Origin of the sequence: Mycolicibacterium neworleansense (assembly GCF_001245615.1) — a bacterium.
GTDB classification, from domain to species: domain Bacteria; phylum Actinomycetota; class Actinomycetes; order Mycobacteriales; family Mycobacteriaceae; genus Mycobacterium; species Mycobacterium neworleansense.
In genome coordinates this window covers 2,727,703-2,745,086 of sequence record NZ_CWKH01000001.1, presented here as the reverse complement: position 1 = coordinate 2,745,086, position 17,384 = coordinate 2,727,703, and the positions used below count along the sequence as shown (strand labels likewise).

General features: G+C 67.6%; 16 protein-coding genes and 1 pseudogene. 6 read left to right on the top strand and 11 right to left on the bottom strand.

Annotated elements, in window-relative coordinates; all coding sequences use genetic code 11:
• The first annotated feature begins 25 nt into the window (after positions 1–25).
• A complete protein-coding gene (locus BN2156_RS13110) occupies positions 26–298 on the top strand; it encodes a hypothetical protein (RefSeq protein ID WP_090514389.1) in 273 nt (90 codons plus the stop codon).
• A gap of 76 nt (positions 299–374) precedes the next feature.
• The gene (locus BN2156_RS13105; RefSeq protein WP_090514386.1) at positions 375–1,781 is read left to right on the top strand and encodes a DUF1254 domain-containing protein; all 1,407 of its coding nucleotides are present in this window, start codon (positions 375–377) and stop codon (positions 1,779–1,781) included.
• A gap of 14 nt (positions 1,782–1,795) precedes the next feature.
• On the opposite strand, the gene BN2156_RS13100 is transcribed toward BN2156_RS13105, so the two are convergent.
• Positions 1,796–2,605, bottom strand: a complete 810-nt coding sequence (locus BN2156_RS13100) for an alpha/beta fold hydrolase (protein WP_090514384.1) — start codon at positions 2,603–2,605, stop codon at positions 1,796–1,798.
• Positions 2,606–2,647: 42 nt separating this feature from the next.
• Complete coding sequence (gene satS, locus BN2156_RS13095) at positions 2,648–3,922, bottom strand: protein export chaperone SatS (protein WP_090514381.1); 1,275 nt, start codon at positions 3,920–3,922, stop codon at positions 2,648–2,650.
• 126 nt (positions 3,923–4,048) lie between these two features.
• On the opposite strand from satS, the gene BN2156_RS13090 reads away from it, so the two are divergent.
• Positions 4,049–7,246 (top strand): AAA family ATPase, encoded by a 3,198-nt coding sequence (locus BN2156_RS13090; protein WP_235625288.1) that lies wholly within the window; start codon positions 4,049–4,051, stop codon positions 7,244–7,246.
• Between the two features lie 4 nt (positions 7,247–7,250).
• Here BN2156_RS13090 and BN2156_RS13085 read toward each other — a convergent pair whose 3' ends face one another.
• From BN2156_RS13085 to BN2156_RS13070, 4 genes are read right to left on the bottom strand one after another with little or no spacing between them, the layout of a single operon-like run.
• Positions 7,251–8,312, bottom strand: a complete 1,062-nt coding sequence (locus BN2156_RS13085) for a C40 family peptidase (protein WP_090514374.1) — start codon at positions 8,310–8,312, stop codon at positions 7,251–7,253.
• 2 nt (positions 8,313–8,314) lie between these two features.
• Positions 8,315–8,620 (bottom strand): hypothetical protein, encoded by a 306-nt coding sequence (locus tag BN2156_RS13080; protein WP_090514371.1) that lies wholly within the window; start codon positions 8,618–8,620, stop codon positions 8,315–8,317.
• Positions 8,621–8,666: 46 nt separating this feature from the next.
• A complete protein-coding gene (locus tag BN2156_RS13075) occupies positions 8,667–9,404 on the bottom strand; it encodes an SDR family NAD(P)-dependent oxidoreductase (protein ID WP_090514368.1) in 738 nt (245 codons plus the stop codon).
• A gap of 3 nt (positions 9,405–9,407) precedes the next feature.
• On the bottom strand, positions 9,408–10,004 hold the full coding sequence (locus BN2156_RS13070) for a sigma-70 family RNA polymerase sigma factor (protein ID WP_090514365.1): 597 nt from the start codon (positions 10,002–10,004) through the stop codon (positions 9,408–9,410).
• 179 nt (positions 10,005–10,183) lie between these two features.
• Between BN2156_RS13070 and upp the strand changes: the two genes are divergently transcribed.
• Complete coding sequence (gene upp / locus BN2156_RS13065; RefSeq protein WP_090514362.1) at positions 10,184–10,807, top strand: uracil phosphoribosyltransferase; 624 nt, start codon at positions 10,184–10,186, stop codon at positions 10,805–10,807.
• 4 nt (positions 10,808–10,811) lie between these two features.
• Here the strand turns inward: upp and BN2156_RS13060 are convergent, their stop codons facing one another.
• Both BN2156_RS13060 and BN2156_RS13055 read right to left on the bottom strand, forming a co-directional pair.
• Positions 10,812–12,428, bottom strand: coding sequence for a phospho-sugar mutase (locus BN2156_RS13060; protein WP_090514359.1), 1,617 nt, complete (start codon positions 12,426–12,428; stop codon positions 10,812–10,814).
• Positions 12,425–12,871: a MarR family winged helix-turn-helix transcriptional regulator gene (locus tag BN2156_RS13055; RefSeq protein WP_162490792.1), complete on the bottom strand. Its 447-nt coding sequence runs from the start codon at positions 12,869–12,871 to the stop codon at positions 12,425–12,427. The genes BN2156_RS13060 and BN2156_RS13055 overlap by 4 nt, the downstream gene beginning before the upstream one ends.
• Before the next feature lie 109 nt (positions 12,872–12,980).
• On the opposite strand from BN2156_RS13055, the gene BN2156_RS13050 reads away from it, so the two are divergent.
• Positions 12,981–14,063 carry an AbrB family protein gene (locus tag BN2156_RS13050; RefSeq protein WP_090514353.1) on the top strand — a complete coding sequence of 361 codons (1,083 nt, stop codon included), beginning with the start codon at positions 12,981–12,983 and terminating at the stop codon, positions 14,061–14,063.
• Here BN2156_RS13050 and BN2156_RS13045 read toward each other — a convergent pair.
• Entirely contained in the window at positions 13,945–14,781 is an 837-nt protein-coding gene (locus BN2156_RS13045; RefSeq protein ID WP_235625286.1) for a hypothetical protein, read from the bottom strand. The two genes, BN2156_RS13050 and BN2156_RS13045, sit on opposite strands and share 119 nt — an antisense overlap.
• Positions 14,782–14,795: 14 nt before the next feature.
• A complete protein-coding gene (locus BN2156_RS13040; protein ID WP_090514350.1) occupies positions 14,796–15,941 on the bottom strand; it encodes an FAD-dependent oxidoreductase in 1,146 nt (381 codons plus the stop codon).
• Positions 15,942–16,041: 100 nt separating this feature from the next.
• On the opposite strand from BN2156_RS13040, the gene BN2156_RS13035 reads away from it, so the two are divergent.
• Complete coding sequence (locus BN2156_RS13035) at positions 16,042–16,587, top strand: TetR/AcrR family transcriptional regulator (RefSeq protein WP_090514347.1); 546 nt, start codon at positions 16,042–16,044, stop codon at positions 16,585–16,587.
• On the opposite strand, the pseudogene BN2156_RS13030 reads toward BN2156_RS13035, so the two are convergent.
• Positions 16,584–17,365, bottom strand: a pseudogene (locus tag BN2156_RS13030) (purine-nucleoside phosphorylase). The gene BN2156_RS13035 and the pseudogene BN2156_RS13030 overlap by 4 nt on opposite strands.
• Between the last annotated feature and the right edge of the window lie 19 nt (positions 17,366–17,384).

Genomic DNA, 17,384 nt, shown 5'->3' with positions numbered 1-17,384 from the left:
GTGCCCGGATCAACAAGGAGAACTCATGGCCCGACCCATTACCACCGTGTTGTCCGGGGCCGTACTGGCTACGGCGGCGGCGTTCCTTCCGATGGTCGCTGTGCCCACCGCCGGTGCCGACGTGTGTGCCGGTGCTGACGGACGCCACTTCGCGGCCGGCGGGTGTACCAACGTCGCCGACGACGTTGCCACCGGAGCCGCCATCGCGGCGGCCCATGTGCCGTACGTACCGGGCGAAGTGCCCTGCTACACCGTCGAAGGCGTGCCCTACTTCACCCCTCCGGGCGACCCCTGCTGAGACAAGACATTTTCGACTGGCGCGACAGGTAGATCTGCCGCGCCAGTGCCAGTTTCGACTCGATCAGGAGTGATGGATGAAGTATTTGTCGTTCGGACTGACCGCCTTGCTGCTTGCGGCCGTGGTCGGCTGTGGTGGGGCCAAGGAGTCGGCCGGTGCGGCGCCGATACCGGAGACGGTGCGCCAGATCGCCAAGGAGGCTTATGTATACGGCTTCCCGATGGTCGACTCGTACCGCATCCAGCACGCTTACTTCGTGGACAAGGACAACCCTCAGTACAAGGGCGACTGGAACCAGGCGCACAGCATCGCGCGGGTGTTCACTCCCGAGGACACCACGATCCAGACGCCCAACTCCGATACTCCGTACACGATGCTGGGTGCCGATCTCCGCGCCGAACCGTTGGTGCTCACGGTGCCGCCCATCGAGGCGGGGCGGTACTACTCCTTGCAGTTCATCGACAGCTACACCTACAACTTCGCTTACGTGGGCAGCCGCACCACCGGAAACGGCGGCGGCAAGTACCTGTTGGCCGGCCCGGGTTGGAAGGGTGACAAGCCGGCCGGCATCACCGAGGTGATTCGCTCCGATACCGATTTCGCGCTCGTCATCTACCGCACGCAGTTGTTCGATCCCAAGGACATCGACAACGTCAAGAAGATCCAGGCCGGTTACACGGTCGAGCCGCTCTCGGCCTTCGGCAAGCAGCCCGCGGCGACCGCCCCGGCGGTGGATTTCATCGCGCCGCTGACTCCCGATGAGCAGAAGACCTCGCCGAAGTTCTTCCAGATCCTCAACTTCCTGCTGAAGTACGCGCCGGAAGTGCCGTCGGAGAAAGAGCTTCGGGCTCGCTTCGCCACCATCGGTATCGGCCCCGACGCGGACTTCAACCCCGACACGATGAGCGAGGAAACCCTGCAGGCCGTGCAGGACGGGATGGCTGATGCGTGGACCGAGCTCAACACCTTCAAGAAGGACAAGATGGACACCGGGCAGGTGACCTCCGGCCAGTTGTTCGGCACCCGAGAAGCGCTGAAGGACAACTATCTGTACCGGATGGCCGGCTCGGTGCTCGGCATCTACGGCAACTCGAGCGCGGAGGCCATCTATCCGGTACTGGCCGTGGACTCGACCGGAGCTCCGCTGACGGGGGCCAACAACTACACCGTCCGGTTCGCGCCAGGCCACTTGCCGCCGGTCAACTCGTTCTGGTCGACGACCATGTACAAGATGCCGCAGAGCTTGCTGGTCGCGAACCCGATCGACCGTTATCTGATCAATTCGCCGATGTTGCCGAGTTTGGTCAAGGACTCCGACGGTGGGGTCACGATCTATGTTCAGAACGAGTCGCCCGGCCCGGAGAAGGAGGCGAACTGGCTGCCGGCTCCGGATGGTCCATACCAGATGATCCTGCGGTTGTACTGGCCCAAGGAGGAAGCGCTCAACGGCACCTGGCAGGCACCGAAAGTCATCAAGCACTGACCGAGTCCGGCACGTCAGCTGCGCAGCACGACTCGTAGCACGTCGGCGAAAGCCCCTGGAGCGCCCATGAATCCGCCGTGGTCTCCCGGGAACATCACCGGACGCACACCCAGCAGATCGGCCAGCGCCATCGTCGTCCGCTGGGTCAACAAGTGCCCCGACGCCTCGCCGAGCCCCAGCACCACCCGCCCGTTCTTGAGCGCCTCGATGTCGGGCAGGTAGCGGGTGGTGGCCCGCAGTTCGTGGTCGAAGAAGTGCGCTGCGTCCCGCAGATCCTGCTCACTGGGTGCGGGCATCCGCGGCGCATCGGCCGGTACGTCGAAGCCGGCATTGGCCATGAACTTGCCCCACGCCGCGAACATCCCGTCGCGGGAGAACGTCGCGATGATGTCCTCGGTGGCGGCGCGCTGCTCGGCGGCGTCGGGCAACAACTCGAGCAGCGGCGGCTCGTGCGCCACGAGGGTGCCCACTCGGCCCGGGTGCCGGTCCACCAGGGCCAGGCCGGTCACCGCACCGCCGGACGAGCCGAAGACGTCAGCCGAGGCGGCACCCAGGTCATCGAGGATCGCCGCGACGTCGTCGGCGCGCAGCTCCGGCGTCGAGTCCTGGTTCGGATCATCGACGGCACTGCGTGCGACGCCGCGCGGATCGGCGGTCACCACGGTGTGGTCGCCGGCCAGCGCGTGCGCCAGGGGCACGAATTCGGCGGACGCCATCGGGGCGCCCAGGATCAGCAACAGCGGACCCGAGCCGCGCACCTCGTAGTGCAGGTGGGCACCGGGGACCGAGACGCTGTGAGTGGACAGGCTGCTCGATGCGGTCATGAGTGTTCTGACCGCCGGCGCGGCCAGAACTCATCGTGGCGGCTACTCCGCCCGCAGGCGCGACTCCACGAAACGCTCCAGGGCGTCCCACTGCTCGACGGCCTCGGCGTAGGGGGCCTCGGGCTTACGGGCGTTGTCGTCGCCGAGCACGTAGTTGACGAACTTGCCGAGCGCCTCGGTGCCGGCCAGCGTCTCGTCGACGGTCTTGTCCTCGGAGTAGTCGCTGACGTCGCGCAGTAGTTCGACGGCCAGTTCCAGCTGGTCATGGTCGACCGCGTCAGGTCCGTCGGCGATGTCGTCGGAGATCCCGGACAGCACGTAGACGTTCTCCTCAGCGACGTCGACCCGTAGCGAACCGTCGGTGGCGGCGGTCCGGATGTCGTCGTAGGTGGCCAGGTCCGACAGGTCGTGGTCGTGTTCGTCGGCCAGGTAGCGGGCCAGGGCACGCTCGGACGGGAACACGCTGATGCGGCCGTTGCGGCCCAAGAACACCGGCTCGTCGTCGAGGTAGCAGCGCAGCGTGTAGACGGTGCCCGAGCCGGTCATGATGCGGACCGGGTCGATACCGACCTTCTGCCAGAAGTCCTCGTCGTCGCCCAGCACCGCGGTGTCGGCAGCACTGCGCACGGACTCGCCCGCTGTGGTGTCGTCCTCGTCGCTCTCGGCGTCGTCGTCTTCGGTGTCGACAGCGAGGTCGTCCTCGTCCTCTTCGGGCGCCGGCTCTTCGAGCTCGGCCTCGGCTTTCTTGACCGCGACCGCGTCGATGTCTTCGGGAACCGTGACGATCTCGTCGATGGAGTCGAGTACGCCATCCCAGCCGCGGGCGATCACGGCTTCGATCTCGGCCCAGCGCTTGCGGCCGGAGCGGCCGGTGAAACCTTCCAGGCCGCCGCCGAGCGTGCCGAGCACCGGATTGCCGTTGAAGAACTTGCTGATGGCTGCGAGTTCACACACCGAGCCGATCGAGGACACCACCACCAGCGTGCGGTGCAGGGAAGCGACGGACTCCTCGGTGGGCTTGTCGGCGACCAGGTCAGGCACCCCGACGATGTCGTACTCGCGGTCGTCGGCCGGCTGCAGCTTGTGCGCGTTGGCCGCGGTCAGCTTGGTCCAGGCCGGGTGGTCGGCGAGATCGTTGTCGGTGTTGGTGCGGACGAATGCCGCCAGGTCAGCGACCGATTCGAAGGCGTAGAGGGCGTCGCCCTCGCCCAAGAAGGCCTCCCACTCATCGCCGGCATCCCGCCAACGCGGAGCCCAGAGTGTGTAGAGGTCGCCCTTGGTCAGCCCGAGCCGGACCGGCACGATGTCAGCAGCCATGCGGCACAGCCTAATGGGATGCCCTGGACGCCAGTCAGGTTGTCTCCCGTTCGGGGTGTGGTTCGGGGGTGCCGGGTCGACCTTGATTCCGGGGACATGGCTGACCTGCGGTGAAACAATATTGACGTGGCTGAGGCCGTGAGCGGCGAACCAGCAGCCGCTGACCCCTCCTGCGGGGCGTGCGGCGCTCCAGTGGGCGCGACCGCCAAGTTTTGCAGTCAGTGCGGTGCGCCGATCTCACGCATCGCGCGGACGGCTGAGTACAAGCAAGTCACGGTTCTGTTCGCCGACGTGGTGCACTCGATGGACATCGCCGCCGCGGTCGGTCCCGAGCGTCTCCGCGAGATCATGACCGAGCTGGTGGTGCGGTCGGCAGCGGTTGTGCGGCGCTACGGCGGCACCGTCGGCAGTTTCACCGGCGACGGAATCATGGCGGTATTCGGCGCGCCGCTGGCGTTGGAGCATCACGCTGTCCACGCGTGTTTGGCGGCGTTGGGTATCCAGGACGAGGCGAAGGGTCTTGCGGTCGACATCCACCGGCGCGACGGCGTGGAGTTGTTGCTTCGGGTGGGCCTGAACTCCGGTGAGGTGATCGCGGGCGAGGTCCGTTCGGGTCCACTCGGCTATACCGCCATCGGGGAACAGGTCGGGATGGCTCAGCGGATGGAATCGGTCGCGCCGCCGGGTGGCGTGATGCTCAGCTCGTCCACCGCGCAACTGGTCGAGGGCAATGCAATTCTCGGTGAGCCCGAAAGAGTACGGATCAAAGGTGTCGACAGTCCGGTGCCCGCTCGCCGTCTGATCAGTATGCGGCAGGATCGCATCATCAGACGGGCTCAGTCGGCTCTGGTGGGACGACGGTCGGAGATGCGCACGGTTGAGGCGTTGTTGGACCGCGCCGTCGGCGGCGATGGCGCGGTGGTCGGCGTCGTGGGGCCGCCGGGGATCGGGAAAAGCCGTCTGGTGCGCGAGCTTTCGGCCATGGCACCATCGCGTGGAGTCGACGTTTTCACTACCTTCTGCGAGTCCCATGCCAGCCAGATCCCGTTTCATGTCGTCACTCGATTCTTGCGTGCGGTTACGGGCGTGGAAGGTCGCGACCCGCAGACCGCCCGCGACAGCTTGCGGCGCACTTTCTCTGGTGCGGATTCGGAGGACCTGGCCCTTCTTGCCGACCTGCTCGGGATCGCGGATCGTGACACACCCTTGCCGAAGATCGACTCCGACGCTCGGCGGCGCCGATTGATCGCGCTGGTGAACAGCGCTTCGACGACTCGGGAGAGGCCTGCGCTCTACATCGTCGAGGACACCCATTGGATCGATGAAGCGAGCGAGTCGCTGTTGGCCGGCTTCCTCTCGGTGATCGCGCAGACAACATCATTGGCGATCATCACCCACCGTCCCGAGTACCACGGAAGCCTTGCGCGCGTTCCCGGAGCTCACGTACTTGAGTTGGAGCCGTTGAGCGATGGCGAGACCGCCAGCTTGGTATCGCAGTTGCTCGGTTCGGATCCCTCAGTGGCAGCTCTGAATCAGATGATCATCCAAAGAGCGTCCGGCACTCCATATTTCGCTGAGGAGATGGTGCGGCACCTGGCCGAGCAGGGAGCGTTGCGCGGTGAGATCGGCGCATACCAGTCGACGGCTGCGGTCGCGGAGGTGACGGTTCCTGCGACCCTGCAAGCGATCATCGGTGCACGCATCGACCGGCTGAACCCGAACGCCAAACGCACACTCGCGGCGGCAGCAGTCATCGGCTCACGGTTCGGTATCGATTTGTTGGTCGGGCTCGGAGGCGAACCGGAAATCGCCGAGCTCGTCGCGGCTCATCTCATCGATCCGGTGATGTCGACCCGCCAACCGGAGTACGTATTCCACCATCCGCTCATCCGCACGGTGGCCTACGAGTCCCAGCTGAGATCCGATCGCAGCGAGATGCACCGGCGGGTGGCGTCCGCGCTCGAAAATGGGGAGCCGTCCGCTCTCGATGAGAGCGCCGCACTGATCGCCGAACATCGTGAGGCCGCAGGTGATCTGCCCGCCGCCTACACATGGTGGATGCGCGCCGCTGCGTGGGCGACCAGCCGCGAATTCGCCTCAGCGCGACTGAACTGGGGTCGGGCGCGAGCGATTGCTGACGCACTGCCCGTCGAGCACCACAACCGCACAGCCATGCGCATTGCCCCTCGCACCATGTTGTGCGCCACTGCCTATCGAGCGCGCGCTCAGGGTGCCAGTGCCCACGTCGAGGAACTGCGCCAGCTGTGCAACGACGTCGGGGATAAAAGGTCGCTGGCGATCGCCATGGCCGGGCTGGTGATGGATCACGCATATCAGGGCCAGATTCGGCTGGCATCGCAGTTGGCGTCGGAAGCCATATCGCACATCGAGTCCATCGCGGATGACGTCCTGACGGTGGGGCTGGCGTTCCCGGTGATGTACGCCAAGTTGGAGAGTGGCGAGTACTCCGACGTACTGCGGTGGTCTGAGCAAGCGGTGGAACTGGCCGGCGGCGATCCGTTCAAGGGCAACTTCATCTTCGGATCTCCGTTGGCGCTTGCCTTGACGTCGCGGGGGATGGCTCGTTATTGCCTGGGTCGCCCTGGCTGGCGGAATGACCTGAGTCGCGGACTTGCCATGGCCCGCGACGCGGACCCCTTGACCTATGCGGGGGTTGCCGCCTGGAGATACTTCCCGGGAATAGCGAATGGTGTTCTGTCACCCGATGAACAGGCTTTGCGTGACATCGAGGATGCGTTGGCGATGGCCGAACGAGCTGGCAATGACATGGCCGTGGTCTTCGCTCAGTTCGCCTTGGGTGTGGCTCTGGTGCACCGTGAACCGGATGCCGCGCGCGAACGCGGGCAGGAACTCCTGGCCGAGGTCTCTGACGTACTCCGGACCCAGCGACACAACCTGGGTGACCGTCCGCTCGCCAACGTATATCTCGCGCGGGAATGGGTGCGACGCGGCGATCGGGACGAAGGGATAGCGTCCATGTGCGCTGCCCTCGACCAGTTGGCCCGCGAGGGGCAACTGCTGGCGTGGGGCACGCCGACGACAGCCGTTGTCGCGGAGGCCCTGATCGATCGAGGGGCCGACGGCGATCTCGCCACAGCCGAAGCCGTGATCGATAGGTTGGCTGCTGTGCCGGCAGCCGGTGAACTTGTGGTGCGCGACATCTGGCTGTTGCGGGTGCGTGCACTACTGGCCAGGGCACACAACGACGAGGCCACCTACGCCGGCCATCGCGAGCGCTATCGCGCGATGGCCGCGAACCTGGACTTCGAGGGCCATATCGCGCTCGCCGCCGCGATGCCGTGATCACTCACGCCGTCGGCCGCCAGAACCCCTGAAAGCCCTGACCCGCGTTGGTAGTTCGGATGGCCGACAGTTTCACCGGATCACCGGCCTCGATCATCGTGTTCGCACCGACGATCATCGCCACATGTCCGTCCCAAACCGCCAGATCACCCGGCCGCAACGTGCCCGCCGACACCGCCTTGCCGATGTCCTGCTCCTGGGCCAGGCGTGGAATGTCCAGTCCGGCTTCGTGATAGGCCCACTGCGTCAGCCCGCTGCAGTCCAGCCCGACGCCGGGCGTGGTGCCACCCCATCGGTAGGGGACACCAAGCTGGGTCAGCGCATGCCGCACGGCGCTGGCTGCCACGCCGTTGGGTGCCACAGCCGTGCTGCCGTCGGGTAACCGCACCGCTACGCCGTCGCCGAACATCCCCGGGTCGCGCAGCCCGACCGGCGCCTCGGAGCGATCGCCCACCGAAGCCGTCGGGAGATCTGTGGCACCACCCCAACCGCTCAGCGGGGCGGGCGACGGCGCGCCTCCGGAGAACCCCGACGAGGCCGGGATGAAGCGGCCGGAGCCGGCCGGGAAACCTGCCGGGGCCGTGACCGCGTCGGACTGGAGGTCCAGTTCGGCACGTAATTCGTCGACGACGGCAGTGGCCTCGGACACAGCGCGTTGCGCCTCGGCATGCAGCTCCTCTGCCACGCCGGGCTCGTCGAGGTGAGTGACCAGCGCCGCGGCGCGTTCCTCGAAGCGGTCGATGATCGCTTGTAGGCGGGACTTCGCCCGGATCACGGCCGAGTCCGCGTGTTGGGCGGCGGTACTCAGGACCTGCGTCCATTCGGCCAGGCCTGCCACCTGCGCCGCGGTGTCCGCGGTGAAGCCGGCGGCCGCGGTCGCTGAAGTGCCCGACCAATCGCGCGCGGCGTGCTCCCACGTTTTCCCCAGCGCGGCCGCGATGTCCGACAGGGTGGCCTGTGCCCCATCCAGTGCGGCCACGGTGGGGTTGTGCGCGGGCGAGCCGCTGCCCACCAGATCCCGCAGCTCATACAGTGGCGCGGCCAGGGCGAGGGCGGACGAGGGCACGGCTACACCTGCGGCAACAGCTGAGCGGCTCGCTGACCTGCGGTGTCGTAGCCGGCGGCGGTGTTGCCGGCGGTGACAGCGCCAGTCTCGATGCGGACACCCAGCGCTGCGGCCGCGTCGCTGTGTGCGCTGACGGCATCGGCGAGAGCGGCCGCGAACCGTTCGCCGATCGGACCGAGACCGGCTGCCGCCGACGGTATCGATCGCAGGGCAGCGGCCACGGCGCCGAGGTCGGCGGAGTGGGCGTTGAGGGCATCGCCAAGGGTGCGGATGGCGACGGTATCGGCGCGCAGGGTTTCGGCGGGCATGTGGTTAGGACGCCCGCCGACCCCGATCGGTTCCCCTGATCTGTCTTCAGATCGCGGTGCCGCCCCCGTCGGCGTGCAAGGTCGAGCCCGTGATGAAGGCCGCCCGCGGTGAACTCAGGAACAGCACGGCATGGGCGATCTCTTCAGGGGTGGCGGTGCGGCCCAACGGGAGCGCGCGGCCGAGCTCCTCGTTGGTGTCGCCCCATTGGGCCTCGACGCCCTCGGTGCGGGTCGGCCCCGGCGCCACACTGTTGACCCGCACTCCGCCGGCACCGAATTCGGCGGCCCAGGTGCGGGTCAGTGATTCGACGGCGGCTTTGGAGGCGCTGTAGGCAGAGGCGCCGGGCACCCCTTTCGACGCCACCATCGAGGTGACGTTGACGATGCTGCCGCGGCCCCGGTCGAGCATGCCGCCCACCAGCTGGGCCACCAGGAAATAGGTGCCGCGCACATTGGTGTCGAAGGTCTGCTCGAACGAGGCGACATCTTGTTCGACCGTGAGCGCACCGGGGAAGGCGGCTGCGTTGTTGACCAGGATGTCCAGCTGATCACATTGCCGGGCAAGGGATTGCACCGAATCCAGGTCAGCCAGGTCGGCCCTGACGAATCGGACCTCATTGCCGAGCGTGGCCGCGGCGTCGCGGCCCCGCCGTTCATCTCGTCCGGTGATGGTCACCGCTGCGCCGGCCCGGGCCAGCAGGTCGGCACAGGCCAGCCCGATGCCGGCGGTGCCGCCGGTGACCAGTGCGCGGTATCCCTTGAGTTCTGTCGATCCGGATTCCATGGTTCAGGCGACTCGCAGGGTGTCGGTGTCTTCGGTCAGGGCGGCGCGCAGACGTTCGCGGCTGCGCGCGATGCGCGACATCACCGTTCCCAGTGGGATTTCCATGAGCGCCGCGGTTTCGGCGTAGGTGAAGCCTTTGATGCCGGCGTAGTACAACACCGCTCGGAAACCTTCGGGCAGCGCCAACAACGCATCACGGGTCCGGTCGTCGCAGAGCAGGTCGAGCACCCGGTCCTCGGCGGAACGTTCGGCGGCTGCGGAATGGAGTGCGTTGCCGAACATGTCGCTGTCGGTGATCTCGGCCACCGCGAACGTATCCGGACGGCGTTGCTTCATCCGGTGTGTGCTGATCCACCGGTTGTGCAGGATGCGGAACAGCCACGCCCGCAGGTTCGTGCCAGGTTCGAACCGCCGGAAACCGGTGTAGGCGTTCATCAGGGTGTCCTGCACCAGGTCCTCGGCGTCGGCATGGCTGTGCGTCAGCCGGCGTGCGGTGCGCAGCAGGACGGGGTGGAAGGGCATGGCCTCGTTGACGAACCGGGCCGCCAGTTCTGCATCGGATTCGGCGTGGATGTCCCCGGCATCGATGTTCAGGGTCATCGGGCGGCTGCGACTTTCGACATGAGCGGATCTCCAGAGTCGGGGGGCAAGAATGAACGCCACTTCAGACTGGTCCGGTGAGCCCCGATGCAGACCCTTGAAAACCCGTAGTCCGTGGTCCGTGGAGCCGGCACCGGATCCACCTGCATCCCAGCGGCATCGACCGTTAAGGTCAGCGCATGGATGTACGCGTCGTCGAGCACCCTCTGGCCGCCGCGCGGCTGACCACCCTGCGCGACGAGCGGACTGATAACGCCGGGTTCCGTGCGGCGCTGCGCGACCTGACCCTGATGCTGGTGTACGAGGCCACCCGTGACGCGGCATGTGAGCAGATCCCGGTGCGCACCCCGGTGACCGACACCACCGGCTCACGCCTGGCCAATCCGCCGCTGCTGGTGCCGGTGTTACGGGCCGGCCTGGGGATGGTCGATCAGGCGCATGCACTGATTCCCGAGGCGCAGGTGGGTTTCGTCGGGATGGCGCGCGACGAGACGACGCATCAGCCGACGCCATACCTGGCCTCGCTGCCCGACGACCTGAGCACGCGGTCGGTGTTCATCCTCGATCCGATGCTGGCGACCGGCGGCTCGATGGCCTACACCATCGACCTGCTCAAAGAACGCAACGCCGTCGACATCACCGCGGTGTGTGTGGTGTGTGCACCGCAGGGCATCGCCGCGATCGAGAAGGTTGCCCCAGATATGCGGCTGGTCACCGCCACGATCGACGAGGGGCTCAACGAGATCGCCTACATCGTGCCGGGCCTCGGCGACGCCGGGGACCGGCAGTTCGGCCCGCGCTGAGGCGCTACCAGCGCGCCGCGGCGTCGGCGAGGTCCTGGCTGAGCTTCTGGGCGTGCGTCCGGGCGGTGTTCAGATCGTCGGTCGGTGCGCAGCGGACCTCGGTGTAGGACTTGAGCTTCGGCTCGGTTCCCGACGGGCGCACCACCACCCGCACCGATGTACCGGCATCGCTGCCGGTGAAGACCAGGGCGTCCGTACGCTGTTGCCCGCGCCGCTCCTGCAGGTCCTCGACGGTGACGGCGATGCCGGCCAGTTCGGTCGGTGGCCCCGAGCGCAACCGCGTCATGGCCGCCTCGGCGTCATCGACGTGCCGCGTGACCGCACCGGTGACGTGCACGCCGTGCACCTTCGCCAGATCATCGAGGGCGTCGAGCATCGTGCGACCCTGATCGCGCAGCGCGGCCACGAGGTCGGCGGCCAGTATCGCGGCGCTGATCCCGTCCTTGTCGCGTACCGAGGCCGGGTCGACGCAATGCCCGATCGCCTCTTCGTATGCGTAGACCAGGGTGGTGCCCGGTGTCTCGGCGCGGGCCAACCATTTGAACCCGGTGAGGGTTTCGGCGTGCTGGGCCCCGTGGGCCGCCGCGATCGACGCCAGCATCCTCGAAGAAACCACCGTGCTGGCCACCATCGCGGCTTCGCTGACCGGGCCGGGCTCCAGCTGGGACAGGATGTAATCGCCCAGCAGCCAGCCGGTTTCGTCACCGGTGAGCATGCGCCATCCGTCCGGGCCGGGAACTCCGACCGCGCACCGGTCGGCATCGGGATCGAGTGCGATCGCGATCTCGGCGTCGACGTCGTCGGCCAGCGCCAGCAGCGCGTCGACCGCCCCGGGTTCCTCGGGATTGGGGTAGCTGACGGTGGGGAAGTCCGGATCCGGATTGAACTGGTCCTCGACCACGTGCACATCGTCGAACCCCGCCAGCGCCAGTGCATCAAGGGCGTATTCGCCGCCGACACCATGCAGCGGCGTCAGTGCGATCCGCACCGAGCCGGTGCTGCGGCGCACCCGGGCGGCCCGCTCGATGTAGCCGTGGATCTGCTTCAGTCCGCCGGTTTCCACGGCGACCCTGGGGATCTCGTCTGCGTGCGGGGCCCGGGCGATTGCGCTCTCGATCTCGCGGTCGGCGGGGGAGATCAATTGCATGCCGCCGTCGAGAAACACCTTGTAGCCGTTGTCCGTCGGGGGATTGTGCGACGCGGTGATCTGGATGCCGGCCGCGGCAGGCAGATGACGAACGCTGTAGGCGACCACCGGCGTCGGGACCGCGGCCATCATCAGCAGGATGTTGAACCCCTCGGCGGCAAGCACTTCGGCCGCCGCCAGCGCGAATTCGTCGGACTGGTGCCGGGCGTCACGGCCGACCACCACGAGCGACCCGCCCAGGCCATGGTCCTTGAGGACCTGGGTCAGCGCCCACGTGGTGCGCATGACGACGGCCAGGTTCATGGCGTCGGGCCCACCCCGCAACGGGCCACGCAACCCGGCGGTGCCGAAGGTCAAGGGCTGACTGAATCGACGGTCGAGCTCATCCGGGTTGCAGGCGGACAATTCGGCCGCGGTCTGCGGGTCAGGGTCATGTGCGATCCAATCGGCGGCGGCGGTCGCGATGGAGGTCATGCCCCAAGTGTGCCCGCCGCGGCGTCGGAGTACGCCAGCTTGCGCAGGACCGGTGCCACCAGCATCAGCAGATCGAACTCCAGATCGGTCAGGTTCTCCCGCATGGTGGCGTGCAGCCAGGCGTCCCGCTCGTCACGGTCGGCCTGCAGCAACGCCGTCCCCGCCGCGGTGATCTCGATGAGCTGGCGGCGCCGGTCGTTGTCGTCGGGGCGGCGGACGATCAGCCCACGGCGTACGAGTTCGTTGATGCTGTCGGTCAGTGACTGCGCCCGGACGTGCAGCCGGGCGCCCATCTCGGCCGGGGTGGTGGTTCCGCTGCGGCTGGTCTCGCCCAGCAGTTCCAACTGGCTCAGGGTCAGGCCGTGATCTGGTCGGTGACGCCGCATCTGGCGGGCCACCGCCATCATCGACTCACGTAGTTCAGTCGCCGATGTCGCTGCCATAGAGAAGTTATACCTTGGCATTGGCGGTGATATGAGCATTTGGCTCCGTATCTGCCGTGAATATTTCGAAGGGATGCCTTACTATTTCGATAGGAGGTGCGAGACGGGGATGACGCGGATACTGCGGTGGCTGCTTCTCGTTGCCGCCACGGCCGCCGTCACCGTCCCGCTCGATCTCATCGGAGTCCCCTCGGCCGCGTTGTTCGCCGGGCTGGCGGTGGGCATCGCGCTGGCGCTCGCCTCGTTGGCCCCGGAACGGATGCCCCGCCCGGCCGGCGTGATCGCCCAAGGCGTGCTCGGCGTCTACATCGGCACGATGGTCCATCGCGACGCCGTCAGCGCGCTCGGGTCGGATTGGGTGATCGTGCTGGTGATCACCGTGGCCACGTTGCTGTTGAGCATCGTCGCCGGCGGGCTGCTCGGGCTGCACCGCGACGTCAGCCCGTTGACCGGGTCGCTGGCGCTGGTGGCCGGGGGTGCGTCGGGCCTGGTGGCCATCGCCCGCGAACTCGGCGGCGATGATCGCGTCGTCTCCGTCGTCCAATATCTGCGGGTGGCCCTTGTCACCGCGACCATTCCACTCGTGGTGACCTTGGTCTTTCGCGCCGACCGGTCGCATCCCGCGTCGGCACCGGCTGAAACCGACTCGGCACCTTGGTATCTGAGCCTGGTGATGCTGGCCGTCATCGTCGCGGTCGGGGCCGTCGGCGGGCGGTGGGTCAGACTTCCCGGCGCCGGGCTGCTCGGCCCGCTGGCCCTGACGGTGGCACTGCAACTCACCGGCCTGTCCTTCGGGCTGGCGGTCCCGGCGCTGCTGGTGCAGGCCGCCTACATGGTGATCGGCTGGCAGGCCGGCATCGCCTTCACCCGCGACTCGTTGCGTGCGATCGGCCGGATACTGCCGCTCGCGCTGACCCTCATCGTGGTGCTCGGCGTGGCCACGGCCGGGCTCGGTGTGGTGCTGGCCGACGTCACCGGCAGGACGCAGCTCGAGGGTTACCTGGCGACCAGTCCGGGCGGGGTCTACGCGGTGCTGGCGACCGCGGTGGAAACCGGTTCCAACGTCACCTTCATCATCGCGGCCCAGGTGTTGCGGGTCCTGCTGATGCTGTTCGTGGCGCCGCTGATGGCGCGGACGATGGCCCGGCTGGGCAGGCGGCGCAGCCGGTCGCTGCAGCCAGCCGGTAGATGATGGGCTGAGCCGCGACGTCGTTCGCCTTGAAGTTGGCCAGCACGAACGTCCGGAACGTGCGACGGAACAGCAGGCTGGGCAGGAATGTCCGTAGCGTCGGCCAGCTGGCGTGGTTGACCACCCGGTAATCGGTCGATTCACCCGCCCGCGGGGCCAGCAGCGTCGAGTCCGGCAGCGCGGTGTTGCGCTGAAACCATCCGGCCGTGTATTCCCATGTGGCATAGACGGTTTCCGCTGAATCGCAGTGAAAGTAGTTGAACAGGAACCAACGTTGGGCGCTATGGTCGACGTCGGCGATCCGGGCGGCATTGTCGGCCGCCGCCTGGTAGGAATGCCGTGCGCTCTGGCGGATTGCGCTGACCATCGAGCGGTGGTCGTCGGCAGCCCGTACGGCGTCGATCGCGTCGGCATCGGTGGTGCGAATCAGCACCACCACGTCATGGCGTGCGGGCCGGACACCCGCACGCGCCAGCAACGCGGCGCCCTCACCAGGTGGGCGTAGCGCGCCACGGAACACCACGGCCTCCACGACGTCGTCTCGCCTTGTCAGCTGTTGCGCCAGACGGGCGAGCCGGGCAGCCAGGTGACGACGCGCGGTCGACGGCAGCGCGAATGGCCCACACCAGCGACCGACCTCGGCCGCCAGAATCAGAAATCCGTTCGCGCTCCGGTGGGTGAGCCGGACCGGTACCGCGAGGTGATCGTTGACGAGCTTCATCGTCTTGTCCTTCCTCAGCGTCGGTTCAGGCCGGACAGCCGCCAGGCCAAGGAGCGGCGGACGGCGGGCAGCTTGCCCGCCAGACGCATGACCCGATTGCGGATGGGACGGCGACGGGCGGATGCGGTGGCGAGTTCGGTGAGCCGGCTGGTCATCGAGACGACGCCGTGTGCCGTACGGCGGCGATTGACGGCGTACTCGTCGAGCAGGCCGTCGTCGGCTCCGCGCAGCACGTCCGACAGGCATTGGCCCAGCAAGACGGCATCCTCGATCCCGAGGTTCATGCCCTGCCCGCCGGCCGGTGAGTGCACGTGCGCGGCGTCGCCCGCCAGCAGGATCCGGTTGTCGCGGAACGCGTCGGCGACGCGGTGATGCACGCGGAACCGGGACCCCCAGACCACTTCTTCGACCACCGCGGGCTCCGCCGCCGGACCGCGTTCATCCAGCAGCGACTGCACGAACGCGATGTCGGGATGCTGCGGCGCTTCGTCCACCGTCGCCACGATCCGGTACATCCCGTCGGGCAGTGGGGCCACAACGACCAGCCCGGCGGGGGAGAAGTAGAGGATCACCTCGTCGGCCGGCACACCGCCGGACAGGCGGACATCGGCCAGTGTGAACGCCTCGCCGTAGGTGCCACCGCTGAACGCGATCCCGGCGTGCTCGCGGACCGTGCTGTGCATGCCGTCGGCGCCGATCACATACCGGGCCCGGATCTGCTGACCGTCAGCGAAGGTGGCGGTGGCATGGTCGCCGGTCTGCCGGATCTCGGTGACGGTGGCCGGTCGGAGAACCTTGCCGCCCAACTGTTCCAGCCGGTTGAGCAGGAAGGCCTCGGTATCGGCCTGCGAGATCATCAGCGTGTACGGGTAGCGGGTGGGCAGGTCGCTGAACGGGACCGCGATCAGGAGGTCGTCGCGGTCGCGGATGGCGAAGGTCGGGGTGTGCACACCGCGTGCGACGAGCTCGTCGACCACGTCGTAGGGCTCCAGCAATTCCAGGGTGTGGGGGTGCACGACGGCGGCCCTCGAGGTGTTGGTTCCCTCGGCCTGGCGGTCCACCACGGTCACGTCGTGGCCTGCTTGGGTCAACACGATCGCGGCCGTCAGGCCGACCGGTCCGGCTCCGACGATCAGGACGTCGGTGGTGAACACGGGCATCTTCGACTCCTTTGTCAACAACTGTTGGTCAACGCTTGTTGGCATCAATGTAGGACCGTTCCGGAATGATGTCAACGGTTGTTGGCCTACAATTGTTGGCATGCGCCGACCCGCAGCCGAGACCAAGTCCGTGATCCTTGCCGCGGCCCGCGAGCGCTTCGCCGCCGACGGGTACGAGAAGGCCACCATCCGGGCCATCGCGGCAGATGCCGGGATCGACCCGTCGATGGTGATGCGGTACTACGGCAACAAGGAGCGCTTGTTCGCCGCGGCCGCCGAATTCGATCTGGAACTGCCTGATCTCACCCAGGTGCCGCATGACCAACTGGGCGCCGCCCTGGCTGCGCACTTCCTCGAACGCTGGGAGCGGGACGAGGCACTACTCATCCTGTTGCGGGCGGGGGTGACCAACGAGGCGGTCGCCGAGCGGATGCGGGCCATCTTCGCCGCCCAGCTCGCCCCGGCGATCGCCAAACTGACCGGACATGCCCCTGACACGCCCACGCGGGCGAGCCTGGCCGCCTCCCAGGTCCTCGGGATGGCGCTGTGTCGCTACGTGCTGGCCTTCGGCCCGCTGGTCGACATGGACCGGCAGCAGGTCGTCGACTGGATCGGTCCCACCCTGCAGCGGTATCTGGTCGGCTAGACCCGCTCGATCACCGAGCGCAGCAGCGCACCCATCCGGGTCGCGGATTGACGTCCGGCCTCAAGCACCTCGGCGTGGCTGAGTGGTTCGCCCGTCATCCCCGCGGCCAGGTTCGTCACCATCGAGATGCCCAGAACCTGCAGGCCCGCCGCTCGGGCGGCGATCGTCTCGTGCACCGTCGACATGCCGACCAGGTCGGCGCCCAGGGTGCGCAGCATCCGGATCTCGGCCGGGGTCTCGTAGTGCGGCCCGGGCAACCCGGCGTAGACGCCCTCGGCCAGGGTCGGCTCGATCTCGCGGGCCAGTGCCCGCAGCCGCGGGGAGTAGGCGTCGACCAGGTCGACGAACTGTGCCCCGGCCAGCGGGGATCGCGCGGTGAGGTTGAGGTGATCACTGATCAGCACCGGCTGGCCCACCTGGTATTCGGCCCGCAGGCCGCCGGCGGCGTTGGTGAGTACCACGGTCGACACGCCCGTTGCCGCCGCGGCGCGCACCGGATGCACCACATGCTGCAGGTCATGGCCCTCATAGGCATGGATACGCCCGGCGAGAACCAGAACCCGGTGCTCACCGATGCGCAAAGAGTGCACCTGGCCGCCGTGGCCGGCTGCGCTGGGCGGGGTGAAGCCCGGGACGTCGGCCATCGGCACGGCTGCGACCGCCTCGCCGCCGCCGGTGCCCAACCCGAGCCGAGCACCACCGCGACATCGTGGCGGTCGACGCCGGTCCGTTCCGCGATGACGGCGGCTGCCTGGCTGGACGCCTGGGGATCGGTCACGATAGGCGAGCTTAACGGC

Coding starts and splice junctions, on each gene's coding strand:
- satS (WP_090514381.1), bottom strand. CDS start 3,922: ATGGCTGCTGACATCGTGCCGGTCCGGCTCGGGCTGACCAAGGGCGAC.
- BN2156_RS13055 (WP_162490792.1), bottom strand. CDS start 12,871: ATGGCAGCGACATCGGCGACTGAACTACGTGAGTCGATGATGGCGGTG.
- BN2156_RS13035 (WP_090514347.1), top strand. CDS start 16,042: ATGCGCCGACCCGCAGCCGAGACCAAGTCCGTGATCCTTGCCGCGGCC.
- BN2156_RS13100 (WP_090514384.1), bottom strand. CDS start 2,605: ATGACCGCATCGAGCAGCCTGTCCACTCACAGCGTCTCGGTCCCCGGT.
- BN2156_RS13070 (WP_090514365.1), bottom strand. CDS start 10,004: ATGACCCTGAACATCGATGCCGGGGACATCCACGCCGAATCCGATGCA.
- BN2156_RS13080 (WP_090514371.1), bottom strand. CDS start 8,620: ATGCCCGCCGAAACCCTGCGCGCCGATACCGTCGCCATCCGCACCCTT.
- BN2156_RS13045 (WP_235625286.1), bottom strand. CDS start 14,781: ATGAAGCTCGTCAACGATCACCTCGCGGTACCGGTCCGGCTCACCCAC.
- BN2156_RS13060 (WP_090514359.1), bottom strand. CDS start 12,428: ATGACCTCCATCGCGACCGCCGCCGCCGATTGGATCGCACATGACCCT.
- BN2156_RS13040 (WP_090514350.1), bottom strand. CDS start 15,941: ATGCCCGTGTTCACCACCGACGTCCTGATCGTCGGAGCCGGACCGGTC.
- BN2156_RS13050 (WP_090514353.1), top strand. CDS start 12,981: ATGACGCGGATACTGCGGTGGCTGCTTCTCGTTGCCGCCACGGCCGCC.
- BN2156_RS13110 (WP_090514389.1), top strand. CDS start 26: ATGGCCCGACCCATTACCACCGTGTTGTCCGGGGCCGTACTGGCTACG.
- BN2156_RS13105 (WP_090514386.1), top strand. CDS start 375: ATGAAGTATTTGTCGTTCGGACTGACCGCCTTGCTGCTTGCGGCCGTG.
- upp (WP_090514362.1), top strand. CDS start 10,184: ATGGATGTACGCGTCGTCGAGCACCCTCTGGCCGCCGCGCGGCTGACC.
- BN2156_RS13075 (WP_090514368.1), bottom strand. CDS start 9,404: ATGGAATCCGGATCGACAGAACTCAAGGGATACCGCGCACTGGTCACC.